23 protein-coding genes and 1 pseudogene are annotated in these 26,993 nt (G+C 62.6%); 7 read left to right on the top strand and 17 right to left on the bottom strand.

Annotated elements, in window-relative coordinates; genetic code table 11:
* The first annotated feature begins 159 nt into the window (after positions 1-159).
* Positions 160-858 (top strand): helix-turn-helix domain-containing protein, encoded by a 699-nt coding sequence (locus I3J27_RS10150; protein ID WP_270168273.1) that lies wholly within the window; start codon positions 160-162, stop codon positions 856-858.
* A 41-nt stretch (positions 859-899) separates the two neighbouring features.
* Here the strand turns inward: I3J27_RS10150 and I3J27_RS10145 are convergent, their stop codons facing one another.
* The 5 genes from I3J27_RS10145 to I3J27_RS10125 form a co-directional block, all read right to left on the bottom strand.
* Positions 900-2,213 (bottom strand): MFS transporter, encoded by a 1,314-nt coding sequence (locus tag I3J27_RS10145; RefSeq protein WP_270168271.1) that lies wholly within the window; start codon positions 2,211-2,213, stop codon positions 900-902.
* Between the two features lie 23 nt (positions 2,214-2,236).
* Positions 2,237-2,770: a PRC-barrel domain-containing protein gene (locus I3J27_RS10140; protein ID WP_270168268.1), complete on the bottom strand. Its 534-nt coding sequence runs from the start codon at positions 2,768-2,770 to the stop codon at positions 2,237-2,239.
* Positions 2,771-2,792: 22 nt separating this feature from the next.
* A complete protein-coding gene (locus I3J27_RS10135) occupies positions 2,793-4,997 on the bottom strand; it encodes an amylo-alpha-1,6-glucosidase (protein WP_270168266.1) in 2,205 nt (734 codons plus the stop codon).
* Positions 4,998-5,056: 59 nt separating this feature from the next.
* Positions 5,057-6,820, bottom strand: coding sequence for an ABC transporter ATP-binding protein (locus tag I3J27_RS10130; protein WP_270168264.1), 1,764 nt, complete (start codon positions 6,818-6,820; stop codon positions 5,057-5,059).
* Between the two features lie 87 nt (positions 6,821-6,907).
* The gene (locus I3J27_RS10125) at positions 6,908-7,075 is read right to left on the bottom strand and encodes a hypothetical protein (protein WP_270168262.1); all 168 of its coding nucleotides are present in this window, start codon (positions 7,073-7,075) and stop codon (positions 6,908-6,910) included.
* A 23-nt stretch (positions 7,076-7,098) separates the two neighbouring features.
* Between I3J27_RS10125 and I3J27_RS10120 the strand changes: the two genes are divergently transcribed.
* On the top strand, positions 7,099-8,169 hold the full coding sequence (locus I3J27_RS10120) for a glycosyltransferase family 4 protein (protein ID WP_270168260.1): 1,071 nt from the start codon (positions 7,099-7,101) through the stop codon (positions 8,167-8,169).
* Positions 8,170-8,322: 153 nt separating this feature from the next.
* On the opposite strand, the gene I3J27_RS10115 is transcribed toward I3J27_RS10120, so the two are convergent.
* The 6 genes and pseudogenes from I3J27_RS10115 to I3J27_RS10095 all read right to left on the bottom strand — a co-directional run bounded on the left by I3J27_RS10115 (position 8,323) and on the right by I3J27_RS10095 (position 15,702).
* Positions 8,323-10,251, bottom strand: coding sequence for an alkyl/aryl-sulfatase (locus I3J27_RS10115; RefSeq protein ID WP_270168258.1), 1,929 nt, complete (start codon positions 10,249-10,251; stop codon positions 8,323-8,325).
* Between the two features lie 116 nt (positions 10,252-10,367).
* Positions 10,368-11,465: an ISAs1 family transposase gene (locus I3J27_RS10110; RefSeq protein WP_270161936.1), complete on the bottom strand. Its 1,098-nt coding sequence runs from the start codon at positions 11,463-11,465 to the stop codon at positions 10,368-10,370.
* Between the two features lie 136 nt (positions 11,466-11,601).
* On the bottom strand, positions 11,602-12,843 hold the full coding sequence (locus I3J27_RS39075) for a TRAP transporter large permease (RefSeq protein ID WP_370691972.1): 1,242 nt from the start codon (positions 12,841-12,843) through the stop codon (positions 11,602-11,604).
* Between the two features lie 303 nt (positions 12,844-13,146).
* A pseudogene (locus I3J27_RS39070) lies at positions 13,147-13,380 on the bottom strand (TRAP transporter small permease); the annotation flags it as partial.
* Between the two features lie 346 nt (positions 13,381-13,726).
* Positions 13,727-14,728, bottom strand: coding sequence for a DctP family TRAP transporter solute-binding subunit (locus I3J27_RS10100; protein ID WP_270168254.1), 1,002 nt, complete (start codon positions 14,726-14,728; stop codon positions 13,727-13,729).
* 203 nt (positions 14,729-14,931) lie between these two features.
* The gene (locus I3J27_RS10095; protein WP_270168252.1) at positions 14,932-15,702 is read right to left on the bottom strand and encodes a methyltransferase domain-containing protein; all 771 of its coding nucleotides are present in this window, start codon (positions 15,700-15,702) and stop codon (positions 14,932-14,934) included.
* A 143-nt stretch (positions 15,703-15,845) separates the two neighbouring features.
* Here I3J27_RS10095 and I3J27_RS10090 point away from each other — a divergent pair, with 143 nt between their 5' ends.
* Positions 15,846-16,589 carry an SDR family NAD(P)-dependent oxidoreductase gene (locus I3J27_RS10090; RefSeq protein WP_270172654.1) on the top strand — a complete coding sequence of 248 codons (744 nt, stop codon included), beginning with the start codon at positions 15,846-15,848 and terminating at the stop codon, positions 16,587-16,589.
* A 233-nt stretch (positions 16,590-16,822) separates the two neighbouring features.
* Here the strand turns inward: I3J27_RS10090 and I3J27_RS10085 are convergent, their stop codons facing one another.
* Positions 16,823-17,350 carry a hypothetical protein gene (locus tag I3J27_RS10085; protein WP_270168250.1) on the bottom strand — a complete coding sequence of 176 codons (528 nt, stop codon included), beginning with the start codon at positions 17,348-17,350 and terminating at the stop codon, positions 16,823-16,825.
* 330 nt (positions 17,351-17,680) lie between these two features.
* Positions 17,681-19,183 carry a DUF1254 domain-containing protein gene (locus I3J27_RS10080; RefSeq protein ID WP_270168248.1) on the bottom strand — a complete coding sequence of 501 codons (1,503 nt, stop codon included), beginning with the start codon at positions 19,181-19,183 and terminating at the stop codon, positions 17,681-17,683.
* A gap of 471 nt (positions 19,184-19,654) precedes the next feature.
* Here I3J27_RS10080 and I3J27_RS10075 point away from each other — a divergent pair, with 471 nt between their 5' ends.
* Together I3J27_RS10075 and I3J27_RS10070 are read left to right on the top strand one after the other, a co-directional pair.
* Positions 19,655-20,266 carry a hypothetical protein gene (locus I3J27_RS10075; RefSeq protein WP_270168246.1) on the top strand — a complete coding sequence of 204 codons (612 nt, stop codon included), beginning with the start codon at positions 19,655-19,657 and terminating at the stop codon, positions 20,264-20,266.
* Complete coding sequence (locus tag I3J27_RS10070) at positions 20,251-20,592, top strand: hypothetical protein (RefSeq protein ID WP_270168244.1); 342 nt, start codon at positions 20,251-20,253, stop codon at positions 20,590-20,592. The genes I3J27_RS10075 and I3J27_RS10070 overlap by 16 nt, the downstream gene beginning before the upstream one ends.
* A gap of 586 nt (positions 20,593-21,178) precedes the next feature.
* On the opposite strand, the gene I3J27_RS10065 is transcribed toward I3J27_RS10070, so the two are convergent.
* Positions 21,179-21,736 carry a dihydrofolate reductase family protein gene (locus I3J27_RS10065; protein ID WP_270168242.1) on the bottom strand — a complete coding sequence of 186 codons (558 nt, stop codon included), beginning with the start codon at positions 21,734-21,736 and terminating at the stop codon, positions 21,179-21,181.
* A gap of 399 nt (positions 21,737-22,135) precedes the next feature.
* Between I3J27_RS10065 and I3J27_RS10060 the strand changes: the two genes are divergently transcribed.
* On the top strand, positions 22,136-23,596 hold the full coding sequence (locus tag I3J27_RS10060; RefSeq protein ID WP_370691971.1) for a glucan biosynthesis protein G: 1,461 nt from the start codon (positions 22,136-22,138) through the stop codon (positions 23,594-23,596).
* A complete protein-coding gene (mdoH, locus tag I3J27_RS10055; protein ID WP_270168238.1) occupies positions 23,584-25,725 on the top strand; it encodes a glucans biosynthesis glucosyltransferase MdoH in 2,142 nt (713 codons plus the stop codon). The genes I3J27_RS10060 and mdoH overlap by 13 nt, the downstream gene beginning before the upstream one ends.
* A gap of 322 nt (positions 25,726-26,047) precedes the next feature.
* Here the strand turns inward: mdoH and I3J27_RS10050 are convergent, their stop codons facing one another.
* From I3J27_RS10050 to I3J27_RS10040, 3 genes are read right to left on the bottom strand one after another with little or no spacing between them, the layout of a single operon-like run.
* Positions 26,048-26,491, bottom strand: a complete 444-nt coding sequence (locus I3J27_RS10050) for a cache domain-containing protein (protein WP_270168236.1) — start codon at positions 26,489-26,491, stop codon at positions 26,048-26,050.
* 18 nt (positions 26,492-26,509) lie between these two features.
* Entirely contained in the window at positions 26,510-26,794 is a 285-nt protein-coding gene (locus tag I3J27_RS10045) for a hypothetical protein (protein WP_270168234.1), read from the bottom strand.
* Positions 26,795-26,802: 8 nt separating this feature from the next.
* A complete protein-coding gene (locus tag I3J27_RS10040) occupies positions 26,803-26,961 on the bottom strand; it encodes a hypothetical protein (protein ID WP_270168232.1) in 159 nt (52 codons plus the stop codon).
* Positions 26,962-26,993 lie beyond the last annotated feature (32 nt).

Here is a 26,993-nt window from a genome sequence, read left to right as displayed (position 1 = left end):
CTGGTTCAACATAGCTTTTCGGAAAACCGCGGCACGCTTTTCCGGATCACGCTTTGCCTACGGGATTCTACGTAGGTAGACCCCCTTAAGATATCGCTCGAAATTTTCGAGGCCCCCGATACCGCGTACGACTGCGTCATCACAACGGAGATGGCGCAGATGCTCACCGAGACGCTCAACACCCAGGCGATCAACACGCAAGTTCGCGGCAAGATTGCCCCGGCCCGGCCCGTCTCCGACCAGTTCGGCGCGATCACCGGCCATGTCGGCCTCGTCGCCACCGAGTTTTCCTACCGCAAGGACGAGGAGATCTACGGCGAGGATGAGCCGGCCGAATATGTCTACCAGGTCGTGTCAGGCGCCGTGCGCAGCTACAAGCTTCTCTCCGACGGCCGCCGCCAGATCGGCGCCTTCCATCTTCCCGGCGACGTGTTCGGCCTCGAATCCGGCCCGAGCCACCGCCTCGCCGCCGAAGCCATCATCGACACCAATGTACGCCTCGTGAAGCGCGCGAGCCTCGAAAAGGCCGCCGGCATCGACGTGCAGGTCGCCCGCAAGCTCTGGACCATGACCGCCGGCGAGCTTCGTCACGCTGAAGACCACATGCTGCTGTTGGGCCGCAAGACCGCGATGGAGCGTGTCGCGACCTTCCTGCTCGAAATGGATCGCCGCCTCGCCGTCGCCGGCATGATGGCGCTGCCGATGTGCCGCCGCGATATCGGCGACTATCTCGGCCTCACGCTGGAAACCGTGTCGCGCGCGCTGTCGCAGCTTCACGCCCAGGGCATCTTGGGCTTCTCCGGCGCCCGCCAGATCGTGCTGCGCAACCGCCAGCGCCTGCACAGTCTCGACGCCTGATCTTTCGTCCTCCCTACCGACTTATGGCCGGCTGACTTCGTTCAGCCGGCCATTTCTTTTGCCGCGATCATTCCCGTGCGCCGGGTTTCCGGCATCACGAACAGAATCAGCAACAGTCCCGTCGCGGCGACGCCGGACAGCCCGATGAAGGCGGTGGCATTGCCGAACTTGTCGCTGACATAGCCGCCAAGCGCCGTGCTCAGCGAGGCGCCGATGCCGATCGCAGTGCCGACGATGCCCTGCGCGAGGTTAAAGTGCCCGCTGCCGAAGGCGACGTCGGCCACGATCAGCGGGATCATCACCGCGAACACCGCCGCCGTGATACCGTCGAACACCTGCACCGCGACCAGCAGATACGGATCCCGCACGGTCGCGAACAGCAGGCCGCGAATCGTCAGTGCCGCGAAACCGATCAGCAGCAGCGGCCGCCGGCCCCACGCCTGCGCCTTGCGCCCCACGGTCGGCGACAGCAGCGCCACGATCGCCTGCGGCACGACGATGCAGAAGGCGACGAGCACCGTCGCCCATTGGCTAGACCGCGCCGTCACCGCGCTTGCCATCAGCGGCATCATCGCGGCATTCGCCAGTTGCAGCAGCAGCACGCTCAGCGCGAAGACGATCAGCGGCTTTTGCCGGATCAAATGCCAGATATTGGTATCGCCGCGATCCTTCGCCTCGCGCGGCATCTCGCCGTGGCAACGCGCGATGTCGACCTCCTCCTCACGGATGCGCGACAGCGCAATCAAGGTCGGAATCGCGAGCAGGAAGGTGACGAGGAATACCGAACGGCTCGACAGCAGGTAACCTGCCGTGCCCATCACCGCGGCGGCAACGCCGTTGCCGAGGGATGCGAAGCGCGCATTGCGGCCGAGCCGCTCGCCGATCGCGAGCGGGCCGACAAGACCGAGGCTGATCGCCGCGATGGCCGGGCCCAGCACGCAGCTCGCCGCCGCATGCAGGGTGGCGGCGGCCACCACCACGGGGAAGATCGGCATCGCCGCATAGGCGAGCGCACAGCAGCCGATGGTCGCGATCGCAAGCGCAGCCACCAGGCGCTCGGATTTCGCGGCGTCGATGATGGCGCCGCCCGGCATCTGGCCGATCAGGGCGACGATGCCACCGATCGACAGCACGAGGCCGATCTCGACCTGGGTCCATTTCTGCGTCGTCAAATAGACCGCGATGAAGGGACCGAACCCGGTCTGCACGTCGGCGAGGAAGAAGATGAACCAGTCGAGGCCGCGCAGGCTCTGGCGCGACGGCGCCGGAAGGCCTGCAGGCGGCGGCGCCGTAACGTTGTCCTGTTCAACGCGTCGATCGCGATCTGCGTGGTTCGGCTTCCTCGACAATAGCACCGGCGGCCATCCCTCCCCGCGCCTCACTGAATCGCTTGCAGCGGTTGCAGGCTACCGGACGCGCCGAGCACGACCATCGGCGTGTCTTCCTTGTATTCCGGCGCGGCGGCGACCTGCGCCTTGGTCAATTCCAGCGTGATACTGTCCTTCTTGTTGGCGATCTTGCCGAACCGCATCGCATTCCAGTCCACCACGATCTTGCGGCTGCCGACGCCGAGGAAGCCGCCGAAATCGATCACGGCCGCGCGCACATGGCCGGTGCGGTCGACGATGATGTCGACGATGCGGCCCATGTCCTCGTCGGCGGCGCTGCGCACGTCGCGGCCGAGCACGCCGTGTGCGTCGCTCGCGCCGATGATGGTCACCGAGGGCGGCGGCGCGGCGTCCTTCGGCGTCACGGGCACGGCGGAGGCCGGCGGCGGCACCGTCGCCGGCGCGTTCGCTTCGCTTGGGGGCGTCGTTGGGGCCACCGTCGGCGGCTCCGCGGCGCGGGACATGGCGACCGACAATCCCGCGACGACCGCCACGCTCAGCATCAACGCTCCGATCGTACGCATATACCCTCCTCGCTGGGCGCCGTCAGCGCGCCAGCACGATCGACACCTGAATCTGGCCGCGCGTCCGCAACACCTCCAGCGCCACGTCGTCGCCGTGGCGGCTGACGCGCAGATCCACGCTGGATTCGCCGAGGCGCAGATCGCGCATGATCACCTCGTTCAGGAACGCCGGCAGATGCGGATTGCGCAGGCGAATCTCGCCGCGCGCGACGTCGAACTCGATGCCGAGCGCCGCCTCCAGCAGCGTGAACGGCGTGGCGCTGGCCCAGGCCTGCGGCGCGCAGGCAACCGGATAGAGCGTCGGGCCGCGCCGCTTCTCGCGCCGGAAGCCGCAGAACAATTCAGGCAGCCGCCGCAGATCCATGTAGGTCGCGGCATCGAACAGGCCCTTGAAGACATGCGCGACCGAATGCTTGAGCCCATAGCGCGCGAGCCCGAGCGCGATCAGCGCATTGTCATGCGGCCAGATCGAGCCGTCATGATAGGACATCGGGTTGTAGCGCACCTCGCCGACGGCGACGGTGCGGATGCCCCAGCCTGAGAAGAAATGCGGCCGCATCAGGTCGGCGGCGACGAGGCGCGCACGATCCTCACGGATCATGCCGCTGAACAGCACCTGCCCGGCATTGGAGGTCCGCACCTTGCAGGGCCTCTTCTTGCCGTCGAGCGCAAGCGCATAAGTCCCGAGCTCATCGCACCAGAATGCCTTTTCGAAACGCTCGGCCAGCGTCTTCGCTTCGGTCTCGAGCTTCTTGGCGAGATCAGGCTTGCCGAGCTTCAGCGCACAGCGTGCGGCGATCTGCTTGGCGACGAACACGTAACCCTGCACTTCCGCGAGCGCGAGATTGCCCTCCGCGAGCTGGCCGTCGGCATGGAAGATCGCATCATAGGAGTCCTTCCAGCCCTGGTTGGCGAGCCCCTTTTCGGTGGCGCGCTGATATTCGACGAAGCCGTCATTGTCGGGGTCGCCGGGCCCGTCCATCCAGGCCAGCCCCGCCTCGATCGCCGGCCACAGCTCCATCAGCGTCTTCTCGTCGCCGGTACGTTCGAAATAGCGCCCGGCGAGCAGGACGAACAAGGCGGTCGAATCGACGCTGCCGTAATATTGCGCGAACGGCACCTCGCGCAGCGCCGCCATCTCGCCGCCGCGCATCTCGTGCAGGATCTTTCCGGGCGCCGCATCGTTGAGCGGATCGACGGCCTCCGCCTGGAAATGCGCGAGCCGCCGCAGCACGCCCTTGGCGATCCGCGGGTCGACCCAGAGCATCTGAAGCGCGGTGATCAGGCCGTCGCGGCCGAACGTCGTCGAATACCAGGGAATGCCGGCATAGGGATAACGCCCCTGCGGCGTCTCCGTCATCAACATGTTGAGGTCGGCCATGGCCTGGCACAGCACCTCGTTGAAGATGTTGTTGGAGGTCTCGATGCTGGCGGCCCCCATCGTCGATTGCCGCATCTCGCGGCGATGGGCGAGCAGGCCCCGGAAAAAGCGGGCCGGCTTCTCCGCGATCGGCCGGTTGCACGACACGGCCACGAACAGCGATTTCGCCTCGTGCGGATCGAGCTCAATCTGCCAGGTCGCGGCATTCACCGACAGCCGCGTCGGCCGCGGATCGAAATGCAGCCCCGTCGTGCGCTCGGCCTCGTCGAGACCGTGATATTCGAACAGCACGTCGGTCGGTCCCAGCAGCCTGCTGGTGCCGGTCCCGCGGCGCGGGCGCCGCTCGCCGCGCACCTCGAACAGATCGGCAAAATCATTGTCGAACAGCAGCGTCAGCTCGAAGCCGGCGCGGCGGTCGCCGTGGTTCTGGACGCCGATGCGCTGATAGGCGGCGCCGTGCCAGAGGAAGATCGTGCGCACGATGTGCAGCAGGTCCTTCTGAAGGACGATGCGGCCCTGGCGGTAGATGTCGGGATTGGTGAGATCGATCGTGAGCGCCGAATTGTCGTCGCGCAAATTCGAGCCAAGCAAGAGCGGCTGAAGGTCGTCGAGCACCAGCTCCAGCCGCGCCAGATAACGCGTGTCATGGTTGAACAGCCCGTCCGGCCCGCCGGCGGAAGCGCCGATGTCGCCATGGCTGTCAAGCACGATGAAAGTGTCGTCGTGCTTGAGCGAGCGACGGGGCCGCGCGGCGGGCCCCGTCATCGGAATGTAGAACGCCTGCTCCGCGACGGCCTCCACCGTCTGAGATACCGAGATGATCTGGGTTACGGCTTCGGCTGCCATGAGCTGCTCCCCTGCGGCTTATTTCTCGAACGCGACCAACGCAGACGCAACTTCTGGCTTTACGCGGCTGCTTGCGCGAGCCGGCTCATTTCCTGCGTGACCAGCTCACGATAGGGCCCGTGACCCTGCATCAGACGCTCGGGCGAGCCGTCCTCGATGATCTTACCACCCTTCAGCACGACCACGCGGTCGAAATTGCGCAGCGTCGCGAGGCGATGGGCGATCGCGACCACGGTGCGGCCGCGCATCAGGCGCGACAGTGCCTCGCGGATCGCTTCCTCCGATTCGCTGTCGAGCGCGGCGGTGGCCTCGTCCAGCAGCAGGATCGGCGCGTCCTTCAGGAACGCGCGCGCAATCGCGATGCGCTGGCGCTGGCCGCCGGACATTTTCACGCCGCGGTCGCCGACCATGGTGTCGAGGCCTTCCGGCAAGCTGTCGATGAAATCGCAGCGCGCCGCAATCGCCGCGCGCAGCACCTCGTCGTCGGTCGCGTTCGGCCGGCCATAACGGATGTTCTCGCGAATCGAGCGGTGGAACAGCGAGATATCCTGCGGCACCACCGAGATCGCCTCACGCAGGCTCTGCTGCGTCACCTTCGAGATGTCCTGGCCGTCGATCGTGATGCTGCCTTCATCCACATCGTAGAAGCGCTGAAGCAGCGTGAACAGGGTCGACTTGCCGCCGCCGGACTGGCCGACCAGACCGACGCGCTGGCCGGGCTGCAAGCGCAGGCTGAACCGCTCGAAGATCTTCTCGCCGCCGGGATAGCCGAAGGCGACGTTGTTGTACGCGATCGCGGCGCCGCTCTTGACCAGCGGCTCGGCCTCGGGGTGATCGCGGAGTTCGTGCGGTATCAGGAGCGTGGCGATCGCCTCGGTCAGGCGAGCCACATGCTGGGTGACATCAACCAGCGCAACAGCCAGGTCGCGCGTCGCGCTCAGGATCGAGATGCCGAGCGTACAGACCAGCACGACGTCGCCGGTGGTCGCTTCGCCCTGCTGCCAGAGCGTGACCGCCCAGGCCATCAGCGCGACCGTCAGCAGCACGGTCACGGCGGCATGAAACAGCCGCAGCTTTTCCAGATAGCGCAGGCTGCGGCTGCGCGCAGTCAGTTCCCGGTTCACTGTGGCGTCGAACCGCTCGTGCTCGTGGCCGATGCCGCAGAAGGCGCGGACCAGCGGCATGTTGCTGATGACGTCGATCATCTCCCCGTCGACGGCCGCCGCCTTGTCGGCAAAGTCGTCGTGGAGGGGCTTTCCGGCCGCCGCCAGATGGAACATCGCAATCACCATCCCGCCGGCGATCACCATCAGGCCGAGCGCCATATAGGGGCTCACGGTTCCAATGAGCGCGATTGCCGCAATTGTGGCGATGCACGGCGGCAACACATTCCAAACGAACATGTTCTCGACGGTGAACACCGCGTTCGAGGTCGCGGTGATACGGCTCGTCAGCATGCCCGGCATGCGATCGGAGAAATAGCTCGGCGCGTGTCCGGTCAGATGACGAAATATGTCACGGCGCAAATCTCCCGTGACCCGGACGAAGGTGAAGCTCGCGGTCCAGCTCGCGATGCGCCAAAGGAAGTTGTCGGCGGCGATCAGCGACATGAGCAAAATGAATGCCAGCCATACGCTACCGCCATGCGAAGGTCCCGCGGAGAGGCTGTCGACCAGCGATTTGACGCCGTACTGCGTGCCTACGGAGCAGGCAACGGCTGCAACGACAGCAGTCAGGATCACCAGGTGCGACGCCAAACGCCGCCGAAGATAGCGCAAGACAAAGGCAAATGGCCTGCGCGCGTATCCAGAAAGATGATCCATGTGACTACCGACCCCGTCGTGATGATTTCAATTTTTGTCTTAGCCGACTGAACATCGACCGCTTCGCCTCGGTTCCCGGGCAAGTCATCACGACATGCGGATGCGGACGATGTGAGAAGAGGAGATGGCATCATCGCGGCCGCGCTGAAGTGTGTCGAAGAAGTAACGTTCGTTGAAGGAACCTCGCAACTGCGAGAACGTTCCCTCGACTGGCATGCCGGTGCCGACACACGGCGGGGGTTTCTTAACTTTCATGATCGCACAGAGGAGATGGTGAGATGCGCATCGCGCAGGTAGCTCCGTTGACGGAGGCTGTTCCACCCAAGCTGTATGGCGGCACCGAGCGGGTGGTGCACTGGTTGACGGAAGAGTTGGTTGCCCTTGGACATGACGTGACCCTATTCGCCAGTGGCGACTCCCAGACGTCGGCCAAGCTCGACGCGCTGTGGCCGCGGGCGCTTCGCCTCGACGGTTCCGTACGAGATCCCAATGCGCTGCACATGGTGCTCCTGGAGCGCGTGCGGCAAAAATGTGACGACGAGGAGTTCGATTTCCTCCATTTCCATCTCGATTACTATCCGTGGTCGCTGTTCTACCGGCAGCCGACACCGTTCCTGACCACGCTGCACGGCCGGCTCGACCTGCCGGAGCATCAGCCAGTGTTCAATACTTTCTCCAAGATGCCCGTGATCTCGATCTCGAACGCCCAGCGGCGACCGGTGCCGCAGGCGAACTGGGTGACCACGATCCACCACGGCCTGCCGGAGAATTTGCTGACGCCCAAGCCGGCCAAGCAGGAATATCTCGCCGTGCTCGGCCGCATCGCGCCGGAAAAAGGCGTCGATCGCGCCATCAAGATTGCGACTCATTGCGGCATCCCGCTGAAGATCGCGGCCAAGGTCGATCGTGCCGACCAGGATTATTACGATGAGCTGATCAAGCCGATGATCCAGAACAATCCACTCGTGGATTTCATCGGCGAGATCAGCGACCATGAGAAGTCGGACTTCCTGAGCGGCGCGCTCGGCCTGTTGTTGCCGATCGACTGGCCGGAGCCGTTCGGCCTTGTGATGATAGAAGCCATGGCCTGCGGAACGCCGGTCGTCGCGTTCAACCGCGGCTCGGTGCCGGAGATCATCGACGAGGGGCTCACCGGCTTCATCGTCGAGGACATCCTCAGCGCGGCCGGCGTCGTGGGCCGTCTTGCCCAGCTCGACCGCACTGCCATCCGCAAGCAGTTCGAGAAGCGTTTCACCGCACGCCGAATGGCGCTGGACTATCTCGCGGCCTATCGCAGCCTGACCGAGGCCCAGACGCCGCGGATCAAGCTGGTGAGCAGCGCAGAGTAGCTGGTCGCCTCAATACGAGCCGTCATGCCCCGCGAAGGCGGGGCATCCAGTACGCCGCGGCAGGAGTTGGTTCACACAACTCTCGCCACGGCGTACTGGATCGCCCGGTCAAGCCGGGCGACGACAGCGAGTGTGGGTAAAATTACGGTGGCCCTACACCACCACCGCCCGCTTCGGCTCCGCGATCTCGAACATCCTCGGGAATTCGTCCATCAGGCCCATCAGCTCGGCGAGCCGCATCGGGTTGCCTGAGAGCTTGACCTTTCCGGCAGCGACGGCTTCCGGAAAGCTCGTCAGCTTGGCGATCACCTCGTCCAGCGTCGCGCGCGCGAGGGTGAAGCTGGCATCTGCATCTTCCGCCTGCACGCCCTCGGTATAGGTCAGCGCGCAATTTTCCAGGTTGAGCACGAACGTCTCGCCGGTGTCGGAAAAGCTCCAGTTCACGACGATGTGCTTGCCTTCGGCCTTCGGCCCGTTGAGGCGGATGCCGAGCACGTCCCAGAGCTGCGAGGTACGCAATGCGGCCAGCGTCTCGCGCGGCATCGGCGGGCGCGGCGGCGTCTTCGGCATGCCCTGTCGCAATTCCTGCGCACCGAACAGATAGGCGTTGCGCCAGGTCGCGCTCTCGGCGGCGTAGCCGAGCTGCTCCAGCGTATCCGCCAGCAGCGCCCGCGCGGCCCCGTTATCAGGCTCGGCGAAGACGAGATGGCCGAGCGCCTGCGCGACAAAGCGAAACTCGCCCTTGTCGAAATCCGTCCGCGCCCGCGTCAGGATCGCATCGGCGCCGCCCATGTATTCGACATACTTCTTCCCGGATTCCACCGGTGGCAGCGGATCGAGATTGACCGGGTTGGCGTCGTACCAGCCGAGATATTTCTGGTAGATCGCCTTCACATTGTGCCTGATGTGGCCGTAATAGCCGCGGCCGTGCCAGGCGCCCTCCAGGCTCTTCGGCAGCTGGATCGTCTCGGCGATTTCGGCCGCGGTGAGGCCGTGGTTCATCAGGCGGATGGTCTGGTCATGCGCGAACTTGTAGAGATCGCGCTGCTGCCGGATCATGGTGCCGATGCGCTCGGCTCCCCACACCGGCCAGTGATGCTGGCCGCACATCGCCTCCGCCTTGCCGTCCCAGAGCTGCAAGGCCTCATTGAGGTACTTCGACCAGGCCAGCGCGTCGCGCACGTCGGCGCCGCGGAACGGCAGCAGATTGTGGAAATTGTGGGTGCAGTTCTCGGCGAGGTTCAAGAGCTTGTAGCGCGGGATGAAGAAATGCATCTCCGCCGGCGCTTCGCTGTTCGGCGCCATCTGGAATTCGAATGCGACGCCGTCGATCACGCGCCTGTCGCCGGTCGCCATGATCAGATCCGTCGGCCGCAGCAGTGCGACGCCCCCGGCGGCCATTGACTTGCCGAGCCCGTTGTCGACCTGCCCGCGCACACCCTTGGCGAGGAACGGACCGAACTGATATTGCGCGCGCCGAAGCATCGCAGGCCCCGCGATGATATTCTCGGAGACGGCATGCTCCATGAACAGGTTCGGCGCGATGATGGGCACGCGGCCACTCGCCAGCGCATCCTCCTCCAGCACGCCGCGCGCACCGCCCCAGTGGTCAGTGTGGGTGTGCGTGAAGATGACGGCCGCGACCGGCCGCTGGCCGCGATGCCTGTAGTAGAGATCGAGCGCGGCGCGCGCGCCTTCGATCGAGGTCAGGGTGTCGACGACGATGACGCCGCTGTCGCCCTCGATCAGCGTCATGTTGGCGATGTCGAGCCCGCGCACCTGGTAGATTCCGGGCACCACCTCGAACAGGCCATGATGCATGTTGAGCCGCGCCTGCCGCCACAGGCTCGGATTGACCGTGGCCGGCGCCTGCGCCGTGGAGAGAAAGCCGTAGGGCTCGAGACTCCAGACCGTCCTGCCTTGCGGATTAGTAATCTTCGCGTTCTCGATGGTGCCGAGGAAGCCGCGCGTGGCATCGTCGAAATCCCGCGTATCTGAAAACGGCAGCGCATTCAGCATCGTCGCTTGCTGCGCGATGACGGAGGGAGAGGCGTCTTTCGGCTCGTTGCTGGGTTCTGTCATTCTGTTTCCTCCCACCTGTCGCGCGGTATCTAACCGCATCGCGCGGGCAATTGCCATTGTGGGCGTCATGCAGCGCGTGCGATGCGGCCGCTCTTACCCTCCCCCCCAGGGCAGGGCTATCGCATGTGGCCGAGGAGTTCGAAGAAGAAGGCATCGTTCCAGCCGGCCCGCTTGAGCTTGAGACGCAAGGAGATGGTGCTGTCGGGGTGAGCTCTGGCGACGTTGAGGGCAAGTCGCCTGAGGACGGCAAGGTTGGCAGGACCGTTGTCCTTGCGGTTGCGGGCCAGATCCTCGTCGAGGATGACGTCGAGCGGCCAGTGCAGGCCGTTTTCGATGGTCCAATGGGTGCGAACGATGCGCAAAACCTGTGTGCGACTGTAGTTTTGGCTCATCAGGAAGTAGCGCTCGACAGCTTTGTCCTTGCCGCGCTTGCTGGTGATCCGGGCGACAGCTTTGAGGGCGGGAAAGTTATGTTTCTCGGCCATGTCTTTGACGGGCACGACAAGCGCGCTGCGTCTTTCCTTACGCCCATGGTCTGCATCGGCGGTAGCAACCGGCTTCTTCCCCTTGCGCGCCGCTGCGGCAATCGCGGCCTTGGCGTCAGCCAGCAGGGCGGGCTGGTTCTCCTTCACCGCCAGCACGTAGTCGCCGCCCTGCGTCACGATCTGCTTGGCCATCCCTCGGTGACAATGCAGTGCATCGGCCGTCACGACGCAGCCTTTGAGTTGCAAGAGTTCGAGCAGTTGCAAAGCGCCGGCGGCTTCGTTGTTGTTCGGCGCCAGAACGTTGGCCAGCGCCATGCGCGTCTGCGCTGCCCACGCCGTCACCATCACCGGCGGCATGTGGCTTTTGCCGCTCTCGTAGCCACGCCGCAGCGCCTTGCCGTCCAACGCGATCACGCCTTGCGGCCGTGCAATCTGCGCGCCTTGAGCGAAGGCTTCCATAAAGCGGCGGAATGCCGCCTCGAATGCTTTTGGATCGAGCATGCGGAACACTCGGCTGAACGTGTCATGGCTCGGCAAGCCATGCTTGAGCACCAGCACGTCCTGCCAAAGATAAGCCTTCAGCCGCGCAAACAGCGCCATGTCGGTGCAACTCGTCGCTCCGCACAACGTCGCCATCAGCGCGATGAACAAAAGCTCCGTCAGGTCGTGCAGCGCATTGTCCGCACGCGGGTCGGGCAGGTCTTCGAAGCACTCCGAAAATCGATCCATCGGTCGCCCTCTCCAACTCCGGGAGCCACCTTCAGAATCGATTTCTCTCCAAATCGCAATGCCTTAGAGCCACATGCGATTCCCCTGCCCCCCAGGGGAGGGTAAGAGTCGGCCACCGCTCGTGCAGTTCGCGCCGCTACATGCCAAGCAATCTCGGCAGCCACAGCGACAGACCGGGCCAATACGTCACCACCACCAGGAATCCGAGCATCGTGAGCAGCCACGGCCACACCGCGACCGTGAGCTCGGTGATGCCCATCTTGGCGATGCCTGAGGCGACGTAGAGATTGAGGCCGACAGGCGGATGGCACAGGCCGACCTCCATGTTGACCGTCATCAGGATGCCGAAATGGATGGGGTCGATGCCGAGCTTGATCGCGACCGGAAACAGGATCGGCGCCATGATCAGGATGATCGAGGACGGCTCCATCACGTTGCCGGCAACCAGCAGCAGCAGGTTGACGAGGAGCAGGAAGCCGATCCACCCCAAGCCCTGGTCGATCATCCACTGCGCCAGCGCCTGCGGCACGTTCTCGTAGGTCATCAGGAACGAGAACAGCACGGCGTTGGTGATGATGTAGAGCAGCATCGCCGAGAGATTGGCCGATGACAGCAGCACCCGCGGCACGTCCCGCAGCTTCAGATCCTTGTAGATGAACACGGCGACGATGAAGGCGTAGACCGCGCTGACGGCGGCCGCTTCCGTCGGCGTGAACAGGCCGCTGTAGATTCCGCCGATCACGATCACGATCAGCAGGATGCCCCAGATCGACTTGCGGAAGGCGTCGAGACGCTCGAGGAAGGTGGCCTTCCGCATCCGCGGATAGTCGTTGCGCCACGCCCGATAGAAGGTCGTCGCGCCGAGCAGCGAGGCCAGCACGAAGCCCGGCACGATGCCCGCAATGAAGAGCTTGCCGACCGAACTGTTGGTGGAAACGGCATAGAGCACCATCGGGATCGACGGCGGAATGAGAATGCCGAGCGAGCCGGAGGTCGTGATCACGCCCGCGCCGAACCGCTTCGGAAATCCCTGCGCGACCATGGCGGGCAGGATCACCGAGCCGATCGCCACCACGGTCGCCGGCGACGAGCCGGAAATCGCGGCGAACAGCGCGCAGGCGACCACGCCCGACAGGGCAAGGCCGCCATACCAATGGCCGACCAGCGCGGTCGCGAAATTGATCATCCGGCGCGCGACGCCGCCATGGGTCAGGAAGTTTCCGGCGAGGATGAAGAACGGGATCGCCATGATCTCGAAATTCTCGATCCCGGTGAACAGCTTCAACGCCACCGATTCCGTTCGCACGTCGGTCAGCGTGAACATGAAGCTCAGCACGGTGAGACCAAGCGCGATCGAGATCGGCATGCCCGTGAGCATCAACGAGAGCAGGAGCCCGAATACGATGGCGACGCGGATGCCCTGCGGCAGCGTGATGACGTGACCCGCATGCGCGAAGCAGATGGCGATGATCAGCACCGGCAGCAGCATCAGGATCCAGCCGAGCGGGCTGCGCTCGTCGCGGGCGACCTGACTGGGGGTCACCGGCGCGGGATGCACAGGGTCCGGCTCGACGCCTTCGACGCCCGCCATGTCGTGATGCGGCAGCTCGCCGGTGCGGTAGAACGACCACGCGACCTGCAGGAAGCGGAAGCACATCAAGCCGGAGCCGAGCGGGATGGTGAGATACACCATCCACATCGGGGCTTCGAGGTCGTTGGATTGCTGGCCGGTCTGCCACATCTGGCCGACGAACGCGGCCCCGAAATAGGCGACGATGGCGGTGAACAGCGCGCCGCACAGAAGGCCGAAGGTGATGACGCGGCGGCGCGACCCGCCGGGAAGGATGTTGACCAGCACGTCGACGCCGACATGGATGCCGGTGCGCACGCCATAGGCCGCGCCGAACTTCGCCATCCAGATGAACATGTAGATGCAGAGCTCTTGCGCCCAGGACAGGTCGAGCGCGGCAAGCCACACGAACGTCGCGCGTGCGGGAACGGCAATGAAGGAAAGGCTGCGGGCCTCCGCCCATTTGGCGATGTCGATCGACAGCCCGGCGCCGTAGCGGTGCAGCACGGCAACGAAGATGAGCGACGTTGCGGCCGCGATCATCGTCGCGATCAGCCACTCCTCGAGATGATCGAGGAAACGATTCAACACGCGCAGCAACTGGGCCCCCCGGAATTGATCTGTCTTCAAGAGCGAAACGGCCGGGAGTGCGATCACCCCCGACCGTTCGCGTTGTCGTGTGGAACGGCCGTCAGTTCATCTTGACGTCGAGTTCCTTGGCGACGAGATCGAGCACTTCCTGCCCGACCCTGCCCTTTGCCCATTTATAAGTCGGTTGCATCGCTTCCTGCCATGCCTTGCGGTCGGCGTCGGTCAGATAATGCAGCGTGGTCTTGCCGGTTTTCTTGATCTCGGCCAGCGCGTCCTCGTTCTCCTGGCGCGCGATCGAGTTGGTGTAGTCGGACGCCTCCGCCATCGCCTTGTCGAGCTGGGTGCGGATATCGGGCGGCAGGCCGTTCCAGAATTTCGAATTGACGATCACGGCATATTGCAGATGCGCGTGATAGGACACGGTGATGTCCTTCTGCACCTCGTAGAACTTCTGCGTCAGATAGTTGGACGCGGTGTTCTCGCAGCCGTCGACCACGCCGGTCTGAAGCGCCTGGTACACTTCAGAGAACGCCATGATCTGCGGGATCGAGCCCATGATGCGAAGATACTGGTCGGCGATCTTCGAGCCTGAGATGCGGAATTTCAGCCCCTGGAAATCGGTCGGCTTCATCAGAGGGCGATTGGCGGACAGCATGTGGAAGCCGTTGTCCCAATAAGCGAGCCCGGTGATCCCTTTGGTCTCGAGCTTCTGGAACAGCCACTTGCCGACCGTGCCCTTCATCGCGTTGGAATAGGTTTGATCGTCCTTGAACAGCCAGGGCAGATCGAGCGCCTCGAACTCCTTGATGCCGAGCGGTGCGAATTTCGCCGTCGAGGGCGCCAGCATCTGCACCGAGCCGAGCTGGAGCGCCTCGATCTCTTCCTTGTCCTTGTAGAGCGTGGAGTTCGGATAGATCTCGACCTTGACCTTGCCGTCAGTGTACTTCTCGGCGAGTTCCTTGAACTTCAGCGCGCCCTTCCCTTTCGGGGTGTCGTTGGCGACGACGTGGCTGAACTTGATGACAACAGGGCTCTGGGCCTGGGCCAAATCAGGAGCGAGAGCGAACGCGGCCGCGACGACCGCGAGAAGCAGTTTGCGCATGAAGGACCTCCCAATAACCCTCGGAATACCGGGTCTTTTTTGTTTTGCTTTGTTTTGCGCCTTCAGTAGTGGCAGCAATCCGCCACCCGAACAACTAGACCTAAGCCCAATTTGCCGCAGGCTATCTTGATGGCCGTTGTCCGCGCAACCCGGCACCCGCTCCCATTCTCGGGTGCGAGCGGTTATGTCGCATTGCAGCGCAATCAGCCCTTGCGCTGGGCGACCATGAACAGACGCCGGAACGGGAACAGCGTCTGCCCCGCCGCATTCTTCGGGTACGCTTTCGCGACGCGCTCACCATAGGCCGCCTCGAAGGCAGCCTTCTCCCCTCCCTGCAACACGTCGAGGTAGCGCGTCAGCCAGGTCCCCTTGGTCCATTCCTTCACGGGATTGTCGCCTTCGAGCACCTGAAGATACTCGGTCTCCCAGATATCGATATTCTCTGAGAACGGCGCGAGAAGATCGTGATAGAAGGCCGGCCCCTCGACCGGCGGCGGGGTGACGAGATGCTCGACCTTCGATCGCCAGGGACCGTTCAGCGCGGTCTCGCCGATCAGCACGTGCGAGGGGGCCAGAAAGTTGCGCGGCATCTGCACTGCGAGCATGCCACCTGGCGTCACCTTCTCCATCACCGACGGAAACAGCGCCGCATGATTGGGCAGCCAGTGCAGTGCGGCATTGGAATAGACCACGTCATATTGCTTCGCGGGACGCCAATGGCCGAGGTCTTCATGCGACCATTCCACGTCGGGCGCCGCCTTGCGACCGGCGGCAACCATCTCGGCCGAGCCCTCGACACCAGTCACGGCCGCGTCCGGCCAGCGCTCTTTGATCAGCTTGGTGACGTTGCCGGCGCCAGCGCCGAGATCGGCGACCGTTCGCGGGCCAACATCCGGAATCCGCATCAACAGGTCGATGGCGGGCCGGAGCCGATGGCCGGAGAATTTCAGATATTGCTGCGGGTCCCAGACCATCGTTCGGCGCCTTTTCTTTTTCATTTCCTTCGCGATGGCTCTTGGTTACCACTGCTCGTCCCGCTCAGGCAATTCGCAGGGCCTGCGGGACGGGCAGGAAACGAACGGCAAAAGCAAAAAAGCAAACAAGAGAGCGTGTGACCATGGACCTCGGGCTCAAATCGAAAACCGCGATCGTGACAGGAGCGAGCATCGGAATCGGCCGCGCCATCGCCAACGGCCTGGCTGCGGAAGGCGTGCGCGTCGTCGGCGTGGCACGGCGCTCCGACCTGCTCGCAGAGCTCGCGAAGGAAGTCGGCTCCGGCCTGATCACGCCGTTCGAGCAGGACGTGATGGAAAAGGATGCGGCCGAGAAGATCGCGGCCTTCGCGCTGAAGGAGCTCGGCCATGTCGACATCCTCATCAACAATGCCGGCGGCAGCCGTCCCCTTCCCGTCGATGCGCCCGACAGCAAATGGGACGAGGCGATTGCGCTGAACTTCACCAGCTACCGCCGCATCGCGCATGCGCTGCTGCCGCAGATGATCGCGCGAAAATGGGGCCGCATCGTCAACATCACCGGCAAGTCCGAGCCGGAAGGCCTCAACGCCGCCTTCGCGGCCAAGGCCGCGGTGCACGCCTGGGCCAAGGGCCTGTCGCGCGAGATCGGCGAGCACGGCATCACCATCAACTGCATCCCGCCCGGCCGCATCATGAGCGAACAGATCCGCCGCAACTACGCGCCGGATTATCGCGAGCGCTTTGCGGAGGAAGAGATCCCGGTCGGCTATTGGGGCGAGCCGGAGGACCTCGCCGCGCTCGCGGTGTTCCTGGCCTCGCCAGTGGCAAGGTACATCACGGGCACGGTGATCCCGGTGGACGGGGGGCTGCGGCGGTATCAGTTTTAGGGCGGGCCGCTCACTCCGGTTAGCCCGCCAATTAGCCCGCCAAGTCCGCTCTGCTCTCGCGAGCGGACTGCATCGGCCCGCGCTAACCAGTCGGCTGAGGGCCATGTGTGGAAGTCGGCTGCCGAATGTATTCGATCCCCAGCGGTCCTATTTGCGGGCGTGATTCCAAGCTGACCTGGATGTTTCGCTTCAAGAACCTAGGGAATGCCGATATGGGTGATAGTGCAAAGCGATCAGTTAGCGAACGCGTTGCCTTCACGCACCGAGCAACTGACATTGGAAATGGTCGTTGCTCCGGTCGCCGTGCACGTCACGCCCACCAGGTTGCGCCAGGAAAAGGGCTTTTTCGATTCGGTTCCCACCACCACAGAGGCCGTGCAGCTCTGCCCCGAGGCATCGAGCGTCACCGTCTCCCGTGAAGCACCGCTGAGTTGAGGGAAGGTGCCGACGATCTGATTGCCGGAGGCATGGAACGCGGTGCCTGCGCCGGATACGCCCAGCTTCTGATTTGAGGCATTGCCGGCCTGGTTCGAAGTCTTGGAAAACACCCGGCCCAGGGAGCTGACATAGATCTGCTGAGAGACAGCACGCGGGTACTTGTTGGTGGTGCCGTCGGCGCAGTCAGCGGGCACGAACTGGCTCCATGTCACGGAGAAGGTCTTATTTTGGAGGCCCGCGGCGCGGGCCGCATCAGGGAATATTGCACTAAAGACAGTAACGGCAAGGGACAAAACAGCGGCGATCAAGGCGCCCGAAAACATTCGTGTCATCATCATTCCTAATAAATTAAACTGGAATCATGATGGCGCAGTCCGGTCAGGTAGGCAATGGATTTCCCTGAGAAGTAGTGCCACGCCGGCAGATCCCCGGGGCGTCGATGCACGCATCACCGAGGTCGCTCAAGTTTTGGCGCTCTCCTTGCCACGGTGCGAGTGCTTGTCCGCTTTGGGTCCACAAGCGGCTGTCGCAGCGAGCGCGGCCCCACGTCTGCTCTACCGACGATAACCGACATCACCACGGGATCATCATGGTTCGGCTAAGGGCCAAAAGCAGCCGTGAGCGCTTGCAGCAAGCAACTCGCGGCGCAGCCTTCACGCTACGAGTTCGAAGTCGGGCATCTTGAAGCTGCGGCTGTTCAGGGCCTCGGTCGCTCCGTAAAAACGGAACAACGGGTACGGGCGCTTACCGCCGGTTGGAATCCAGTTCGCTTCCAGCCCCTTGGGTGCCTTCGGCCCGATATAGAGATAAACCGAGTCGTCGGGTTGCTTGGTCATGGAAGCAAGATCGTACATGGAAAGAGTCGTACGGCTGCTGTCGGTGTAGATGAAGGCAAAAGTGGCGCGATCATAGATTGTCAACGCCCAGAACTGCCTGACCGGCATGTCAGCTGGCACCCTGACGCGGTAGGTTTTTCCCGCTTCGAACGGATTTCGGTCACCCGTCCCCATCGCGACCATGTACTCGTTGGCCGGCGTATCGCTGATCTCCTTTGGCATATAGGTGCAAGGGAAGAAGGCGGCCGCTCGACCATCGATGTCGATGCTGTCCTCGTATTCGTACGTGAAGCGGCGATTGCGGTCGGTGAACTGCGCCTTGACATAATTCCGGTCTTCCCAAAAGTAGTAGCCTGGATCGACTTTCTCCCACATCTTATCCATGTAGAAGTAGGCGTCGACGACCGCGGCGCCCATCGCTCTTCGCTGCTTCTCTGTCGGGGCGAAGGGCTTGCCGCGTACAATACCGAGCGAGCGCAGGTTGCCCACCATGATCTTGTCCTTCTCCGCGATCGGCTCAACCGAGAAGATCGCGTGGACATCCGCAAAATATCGCTCGTCGTAGAACGGGAGCGTCGGGTAGACCAAGTTGACGAGATCAAGAAACTTCTGTTGGGGCGGGTTGTCCACCTGCGACAGGTAGTACATCCGCAGCTTCTTGGAATAGGCGTAGGCGTCAGCATCGGTCTTGCCCGGCGCACGGATCGAACGGAAACCGAAGGCGATGCGGAAACTCGGCGAGGCGACGTGGATGTAGCCGTCGGGGATGGGGCCGGCGTAACGGGGTGGCGTGAAAAGGTATTTTGACGCCTTGCCCCGGTCGAGGCCGGATGGACCGACATCGGCGATGGTGATTTGCCAGGCGTCCACCACCTGGCCGTAGAGAGTGCCGCTCGCGCCGGACTCCGGCACTTCGAGCACCACAGGACCCTTACGCAGATCAGTGTAAGATGCGATGTAAGGCGTCGAGCTATTCGCCGTCAGCAGTTCGTTATTCGGCTTGCACACCCCGGAGTTGGCGAGGATGTCATTGTCGGTCATGTCGAAATTGTCGAGGGCTCCTGCCCGCAAGCGGTAGATCGAAACGGCGGAAATTGACCAAAGCACCGTCTCAAACGCGCGCTGGTAGATGACTTGATAGTCGAGGTCAGCAACAGACGGTCGCGAGCCGGGCGCAGGCTGCCCGCCGGTCGGATCCTTTTGGGCAGGGACGGTTTGAGCGAAGGCTATGCCGCCACCGAGCTCAGGGCCTCTAGCCCCTCCCGCCAATACAATGCCGCCCGCAAGTGTGCTGAATTGCCTTCTCGAAAGAAGCGGCATGGGGGCATCTCCTTTGCATCTTCGCGGGCGCTGTGACTGCGTTGTGCGTAACAGCAAATTGGGCGCCCGGATATCCGCTTCGGGTCAAAAGCTGCGGTCAGCCCCCATCGTGTGAGGTCTGGTCTCCCTCGGACAGCCGACGTGGCGACAGCTCGCCCGTTGTTCGGCTCAGGGCCACAAGGCGACATTGGCGGGGCGTAAGGCCAGCGACGACACGCACCGTCCATTAACGAAGCCGGCGAGACGCCTGGGCAAGTTGATTTCGGCCCGTGTAAGGTGCCGCGCTCCCCACGAAGTAGGTGGCGAATGGGTTCGGTCTCTTCCATATCTACGCTTCTTTCAGCTGTGGCCCTGCTGTGGGGCATGTCTGAAGCATCCGCAGAATTTCGACCTGGCACTCCTTGCCCTGAAGGTTACACATGCTTCTCACCGGAACCGCGCGATGGAGTGTGCAAGCATCCCGACGTGATCTTGGATGACAAATTGAAGGTAACACGGATCGACGGCGATCCATTTTCACCAGAAAGCGAACGCGCTTGTATCAATCAAGCCGCCGGAGCCGTCGTTCGAGGCAGTGCAAGTCTTCAACTCAAGCTCGATAATGGCAAGGTCAGATTGTTCAAAGATAAGAGCAATTGCGAGCGAAATCCTGATACGTGCGAAATCTATTCTCTGTATGACTACTTCCCGAAGGGCAGATTGTTCTTGGTCCACGATCAGGGTTATGAAAGCGACGCTTGGTTTTTAGTCAGTCAACGAGATGGTCGTAAGCAGAGGATTGTCGCCCCTCCGGGCTATTCACCTAGCAAGCGATGGTTGGCCTCAGTCAAGGCAATTGACGGCCCGAGCGACGCCAACAATGGCTTCGACATTCTCCCGGCGGATATGAATGTGAATGGACCGAGCATACACTATAGGCCGACAGAATATGAAAATTGGGAGTTTGTCCGCTGGGATAGCGATGAACGCCTCTTGCTGAATGTGACGCTTCATGAGGATGGCAGTCGGGCGATGTTGACCCACCCCGCCGAAGTAACATTGGTCAACGGCAAGTGGATCCTTAACAAGTGGGCGCCACGCTAGTCCCGCGGCTCAGAACGCTCCAGGAAGACCCGCCTCAGGTAAAGCGCGATGTCGCCTTCGGGTCTTGGCTGTGTGAAAACGGCAAGACGGTTGAGAGCGATAGAACAAGTTATTCGTCCGAGGCCGATCTAACGCTCATGCTCGCGAGCGATTTCAAGTTAGACGACGAATTGAAGAACATGATTCTAGCCGTCTTTCGTCTCCTCGCGTTTTTACACAGCCAGGGTCACGAGCTGACGAAGCGGCGGACGGCACGGCAAGTCGCTTATGGGCCAGAACCGGAAAAGCAGATCTCCGGTTCAATGATGCTCAATGATGCTCAATGATGTCACAATCGTCCGAGAGGAAGTGTTTTTCCAGAAATCTATCTACGTGAACTCGGCAGCGACGGAGTTGTCGGGAGTGAATGTCATGCACTACGATCGTATCGGTAGCCCGATCAGCCTCGTCCATCGGCAGCCTGCCAAGGTCCTTCAAATGCAGGCTCAGGTCCTCAGCGAAATTTCTAACTTTGTGAATGTCTAAGGCTCGATCAGAAGCCCTGTCGCGTATGCGGAATTTCAATTCGAGGGATTTCATGTTGATTTCCGAGATGTCCCGCTCGACCAGTAGATTGGCTTCGTTTCATGGAGCTTAACGAGTAAATTCGAATACATTCGTTCGTTTAGATCCGCTTTGGGTCAAAAGCTGCGGTCAGCACGTCTATCGTGCGAGGTCCGTTCTCCCTCGGACAGCCGACGCGGCGGCGACTCGTTCGTTTGTTGGGCTTGGGGTGGAAAGCCGCCATTGCCAGTCTCCGGCCTAATCAACCGAGCTCCCATGGCAGCCGCAGGGGGTATGCCGTGTTGCGCGGCGAGAAGGCTTCCTAGGACGCGCAGGCCCGCGAGCTGGGCGAGAAGAAGCTGCTATGAGTCAGCGCGCGCGCCGGTAATGCATGGCGACCGCGCCGCTGCGGAGCGGCTTGGCCGAGATCAGTTCGAGCCATCGTGTGCTGGGCAGCCCGCTCTGGTAGAGGGTCGGACCGTGGCCGGCGATCCTCGGGTGGACGAGGAGCTTGTACTCGTCGATTAGATCCAGCCGGTCCAGCTCGGTCGCGAGCTTGCCGCTACCGAGGAGCACGCCGGCCGGGGTCGCGTCCTTGAGCCCCTGCACGCCCCTGCGGAGGTCGCCGGCGATGTGGTGGCTGTTGGTCCACGGGAAAGCCTTTCGCGTCAACGACACTACGTACTTCGGCTTGGCCTCCAGCTTGATCGCCCACTCGCGCATCGCCGGCGCCGCCTCTTCGTCGCCACGGGCGACTGCCGGCCAGTAGCTCTCCATCATCTCGTAGGTGACGCGACCCCACAGCATCGCCCCGGCCTCGTCCATAAGGCGGGTGAAGAAGGTGTGCGTCTCGTCGTCGGCAATACCCTCCTGGTGGTCGACGCAGCCATCCAGGGTAACGTTGATGCTGAAGGTCAATAGTCCCATGCGGCGAGTCTAGGCCATACAATGGAGAACACCTAGGCCGATTGCTCGCGGTTGATGTTGAACTTCCGCAATGGGTCACGAGCGGCGGTCGAGGCAAGCGCACCCCCGCGTCCGGTTGCCCGCGACAGCCGGCATCAAGGCAGCTTCAGCGTTGTTCGGCTTGAGACCATTTTTTCGACATCGCGGAGCCGCGGATAAGGCCGCCACTGCGTCCAGACTCAAGAACGTATCCCTGAGTTCGCCCAAACATTGGGCTGAAATGACGAGCCTCGCACCCGCTTTGCGCAAACGGAACTCTGGGGAACATAGGTCGTTTCCTCTCCTGGCTCGAACCGGGGAGACGCAAGCGTGAACCGCCGTCAACTTCTTCACGCGTCGGCTGCTGTTTCAGCTGTCGCTATACTGCCGCGTGCAACGGCGGCCGAGACGGGCTCCGCCCCGTCCTTCAGTCCATCCTACGTCCGCGAGCTTGCCCGCGCGCTTGCCGCCAAGCCGTTCGCGCCTGCCGACGAGAAGCTGCCGGATGCGCTGAAGAATCTCGACTATGACCAATACCGATCCATTCGTTTCGCGCCCGAGAAGGCGCTGTGGCGTGATGAGAAGCTGCCGTACGAGGTACAGTTTTTCCACCGCGGGTTCTTCTACAAGAACAGGGTCGAGATCTTTCAGGTGGCAAACAAAAACGTCATGCCGGTCTCCTATCGGCGCGATGACTTTTCGTTCGGCGAGGGGCTCGGACAATGGCCGGATGTCGATATCGGGTTCGCCGGATTCCGCATCCACGCTCCCATCAACAAGCCGGATTACTACGACGAGGTTTGCGTATTCCTGGGCGCAAGCTACTTCCGGGCCGTCGCGAAGGGGCAGACATACGGTCTGTCCGCACGCGGGCTCGCGATCGATACCGGCGAAAGCAAGGGCGAAGAGTTTCCGGTGTTCAAGGCGTTCTGGCTGGAAAAGCCGGCGCCCAATGCCTCCTCTCTCGTGGTGCATGCGCTGCTGGACAGCAAGAGCGCGGCGGCAAGCTACCGGTTCACCATACGCCCTGGCCAGACCACGGTTTTTGACGTCGAGATGGCCCTCTATCCGCGGGTCGATGTCGAGCATGCCGGACTCGCGCCGATGACCAGCATGTTCTTCTTCGGGCCAAACGACCGCAAGGATTTTGACGATTTCCGCCCGGCGGTCCACGACTCGGACGGACTTGCGATCTTCAACGGCAGAGGTGAGCAACTCTGGCGCCCGCTCAACAACCCCAGGGATCTGCAGGTCAGCACTTTTGCCGATCGCAATCCAAGCGGCTTCGGCCTGATGCAGCGGGAACGGAATTTCGCCGCCTATCAGGATCTCGAATCCACCTTCGAAAAGCGCCCAAGCCTCTGGTTCGAACCGATCGGCGATTGGGGCGATGGGGCGGTGAAGTTATTCGAAATTCCGACCAAGGAGGAAGTTCACGACAACATCGCCGCGCTCTGGCAACCCAAGCAGCCGCTGGCGGCCAAGAGCGAGCACATCTTCACCTACCGGCTCCACTGGGGGCCCGACGCGCCGAAACCCGAAGCGCTGGCGCGGTTCACGCGAACCGGGATCGGCAGCCGGGGCGATGACAGTAAGCTGTTCGTCCTGGAATTGATCGGCGACCAGCTCAAAGGCGTCGATCCCAAGACCATTAAAGGCGTGGTGACCGCTGAAAAGGCGGAGATCAGCAACATCGTCACGCAACCCAATCCGATAACAGGCGGATGGCGCCTGAGCTTTCAATGTGCGGTCAAGGGGCAGACGGCGATCGAACTGCGCGCTTTCCTGGCGCAGGGCGAAGCGCCGGTCTCCGAAGTGTGGATCTATCGATGGACGCCGTGAAGCAGTCCCCCGCGCTGCCGCGGAGCGCCATCGGCCGCCCGTTCCTGCCCCCGGAAAGTCCGCTCCCGATGCTGCCGTGCCAGTTGGACCACGCGGCAGAATCCGGCCGGGATCCGGTTCGTCCCGGGGCCGGCCTGATCGTCCGCCGCCTCTTCATCTTCCTCGGTACGGCCTTGCTGACGGCTGCCGGCGGCTACGGCATGTACGACGTGGTCGAAGTTGGTGGCGTGACCTTTCTCGAAGCGGTGCTGCTCGGTCTCTTCCTCGTGCTGCTCGCCTGGGTCGCGTTCTCCTTCATGTCCGCGCTTGCCGGGTTTTACGCGCTGCTGACGCGCAGGCCTGCGGGCCTGCCGCTCGACACCACCGGCCCATTGCCTGCGGTGACGTCGCGCACTGCCATGCTGATGCCGACCTATAACGAGGACCCGCATCACGTGATGGCACGGCTGCGCGCGATGTATGAATCGGTCGAAGCGACGGGCTATGGGGAAAAATTCGACTGGTTCTTGCTGAGCGATACGACCGACCCGGATATCTGGATTTGTGAGGAGATGACCTTCGTTCAGCTGCGCCGCGCCTGTGGTGCGGATCGGCTGTACTACCGGCATCGTTCCGACAACACCGCACGAAAATCCGGCAACATCGCCGATTGGGTCAGCAGGTTCGGCGCGGCTTACGATCACATGATCGTTCTCGACGCAGACAGCCTGATGGAGGGCGACACCATCGTCCGCCTTGTCCATGCGATGGAATCCGATCCCGCTGCCGCGCTGATCCAGACGCAGCCGGTCATCGTCAACGCGCGCACGCTGTTCAGCAGGCTGCAGCAGTTCTCGGGTCGTCTTTACGGTCCTATCATCGCGGCCGGCAATGCCTGGTGGCACGGTGGCGACAGCAATTACTGGGGCCACAACGCCATCATCCGCGTGCGGGCCTTCGCTGCGGAGGCTGGCTTGCCCGAGCTGCGGGGTCGCAAGCCTTTCGGCGGCCACATCCTGAGCCATGATTTTGTCGAGGCCGCGTTGATGCGCCGCGCGGGCTGGAGGATTTATATGGCCCCGAATATCGGGGGCAGCTTCGAAGAGGTCCCTCCGTCGGTGCTGGACTTTGCAGGGAGAGATCGTCGCTGGTGCCAGGGCAACCTGCAGCACCTCGCGGTCCTGCCGGCGCGCGGGCTGTACTGGGTGTCGCGGCTGCATCTGCTGACGGGCATCGGCTCTTATCTCACCGCGCCGCTGTGGCTTCTGTTCCTGGTGCTCGGGCTGCTCATCTCATTGCAGGCGCATTTCATCCGGCCCGAATACTTTCCGAAGGGATACAGCTTGTTTCCCACCTGGCCGCAACAGGACCCGGTGCTCGCGGCCTGGGTCTTTGCCGCGACGATGGGACTTCTGATCGTGCCCAAGCTGCTGGCCTATGTCGTGGTGATCAGCCATCGCGAGGGGCGCATCGGTTTCGCCGGCGGCCTTCGCGCGCTGCTGGGTGTGGTTTGCGAAACACTTATCGCGGCATTGATCGCTCCCTGCATGATGATCTTCCAGAGCAAGGCGGTCGTGGAAATTCTCGTCGGGCGGGACGCAGGCTGGCAAGTGCAGCGCCGGAGCGACGGAGAACTTGCCCGCGGCGAGATCTATCGCAAGTTCGCCGGACCGACCCTTTGCGGCCTGGTCCTTGCGCTCAGCGCCTATGCCGTCTCTTTGCCGCTGCTGCTCTGGATGTCGCCCGTCGTGGTGGGTCTCCTGCTTGCAATCCCGCTGGGAATGATAACGTCTTCGCGGCTGCAGGCGCCGGGCGTCTTTGCAACGCCGGAAACCAACAGCCCGCCTGCCGTGGTGCTTCGCGCGAACGAACTGGTCGCGTCGGAGCCCATCGAGACGGCTGCAGCTCTGCACCGGCTCAGCCGGGATCAGGAGTTGCTGGGCGAGCATCTGGGCTCGCTCTCGCTTGCAAGCCCGCGCAAGTTTGGCCCTGTCCATGTCCCTCTTGCGACGGCACGGGCCAAGATCGAAGAATGCGAAAGCTTCGAGGATGCTGCAGCCTGGCTCGACAAGCCTGAATTGCGCGCGGTTCTCAGCCATCCCACGCTGCTCCAGAGACTCCTGGAGATGCCTCGCGGCAGGCAGGAGTAGGACACCGGGGTCACACGATGGGCGGTTGCGGCAAAGCGCGGTCCGGCGTCCGGTTTCCCTTCGACAGCCGACGTGAGGTCGGCTGGAGCTATCGGCCGGCTCGGATCCAACAAACGGGGCGCGATTGCCTATTCTATGATTTCATCAGCTCGAGGATGGGTTGAGCGCAATGAAACCCATCGACAGCATCCAGCGTGAAACAGGATGGGTTTCGCAAGTGCTCAACCCATCCTACGAGCTATTTCAGGCCCTTTTTCGAGGATCGCTCCGGCCATTGGATCACCGGGTGACGGAAAGCGGGTTGTATCCTGCAAGGCGGGAATCACGGCGAGTAGCCGACGAGGCAAATGTATCCCGCGACTTTCGTAACGAAAGCGATCTTCGAAACGGGTGTTTTGTCAGCGCCAGGACGTGGCGATAGATAGCTGACTTCTGAAACAACTCCCTCCTGGGCTCGGGCTAGCTCTTCTCCATACGGCTTGCCTGACGCGTCTTTACTGTCTTTCTGAACGATGCCGAGGCGCGCGGGGTTTGGATTGGCGACCATCTTGCCGTCCGGACCCGCGCACGTCGGATACAGGTCCCTGTCGCTGAACTTCGGATCGCTTTTGTTGATTTGTTCGATCGTGGCGGCCGGATCGGCCTTGATTCCCGCGACCACTCTCTCAAGCATCGCACGCGCTTCACTTGCGCTACCGTACTGCTGAGCAGCAGCTGCTTGTGCGAACAAAACGGAGGCAACGCCTGAAAGAATGATCCTGATCATCGCTCGCCAGCCATTAATTTAACAGATCAATCCTTCTTCCTTCGCAGCTTCAAATTGGCCTGTCGAGATGCAAATCTGTGCTGCGCTGCGCGTTTCATCGCTCGGCAAAAGCCCGGTGTGGTCAAAAGGTGAAATACCTGAGTTGCCCGCAGATGCCAGCCCGCCTCCAAAAGCGGACATGCGCACACCCCGGTCTTGGCCACGCGCCAGAATGACATCCTGCCAGTGTTTTGCCCGACGGGTCAACTTGATCGCGGCCGCGAATGTCATCGCAATGCGGCTCGAAAATCCCTTATCAATCAAGGGGCGCTCTACTGTGCATGGGGTTGTTTTTCGAGTTTTTGTTTTGAGGCCAAGAAAAAACGGAGCAGCAGTTCACCCGCCTGCAGCATCTCCGCAACCGCCACGATCGTGCCGAGCCTTCCGCCGACGTCGCGCGTCGCCTGCCCCTCGCGAAGCGCCTTTGCCACCGCTGCCTAGCATCTCGCCGCATCGCCTCACC

This window comes from Bradyrhizobium xenonodulans, assembly GCF_027594865.1.
In the GTDB taxonomy this organism is placed as follows: domain Bacteria; phylum Pseudomonadota; class Alphaproteobacteria; order Rhizobiales; family Xanthobacteraceae; genus Bradyrhizobium; species Bradyrhizobium xenonodulans.
Note: the sequence above shows the minus strand (reverse complement) of the source record. Positions and strands in the feature narration are given on the sequence as shown.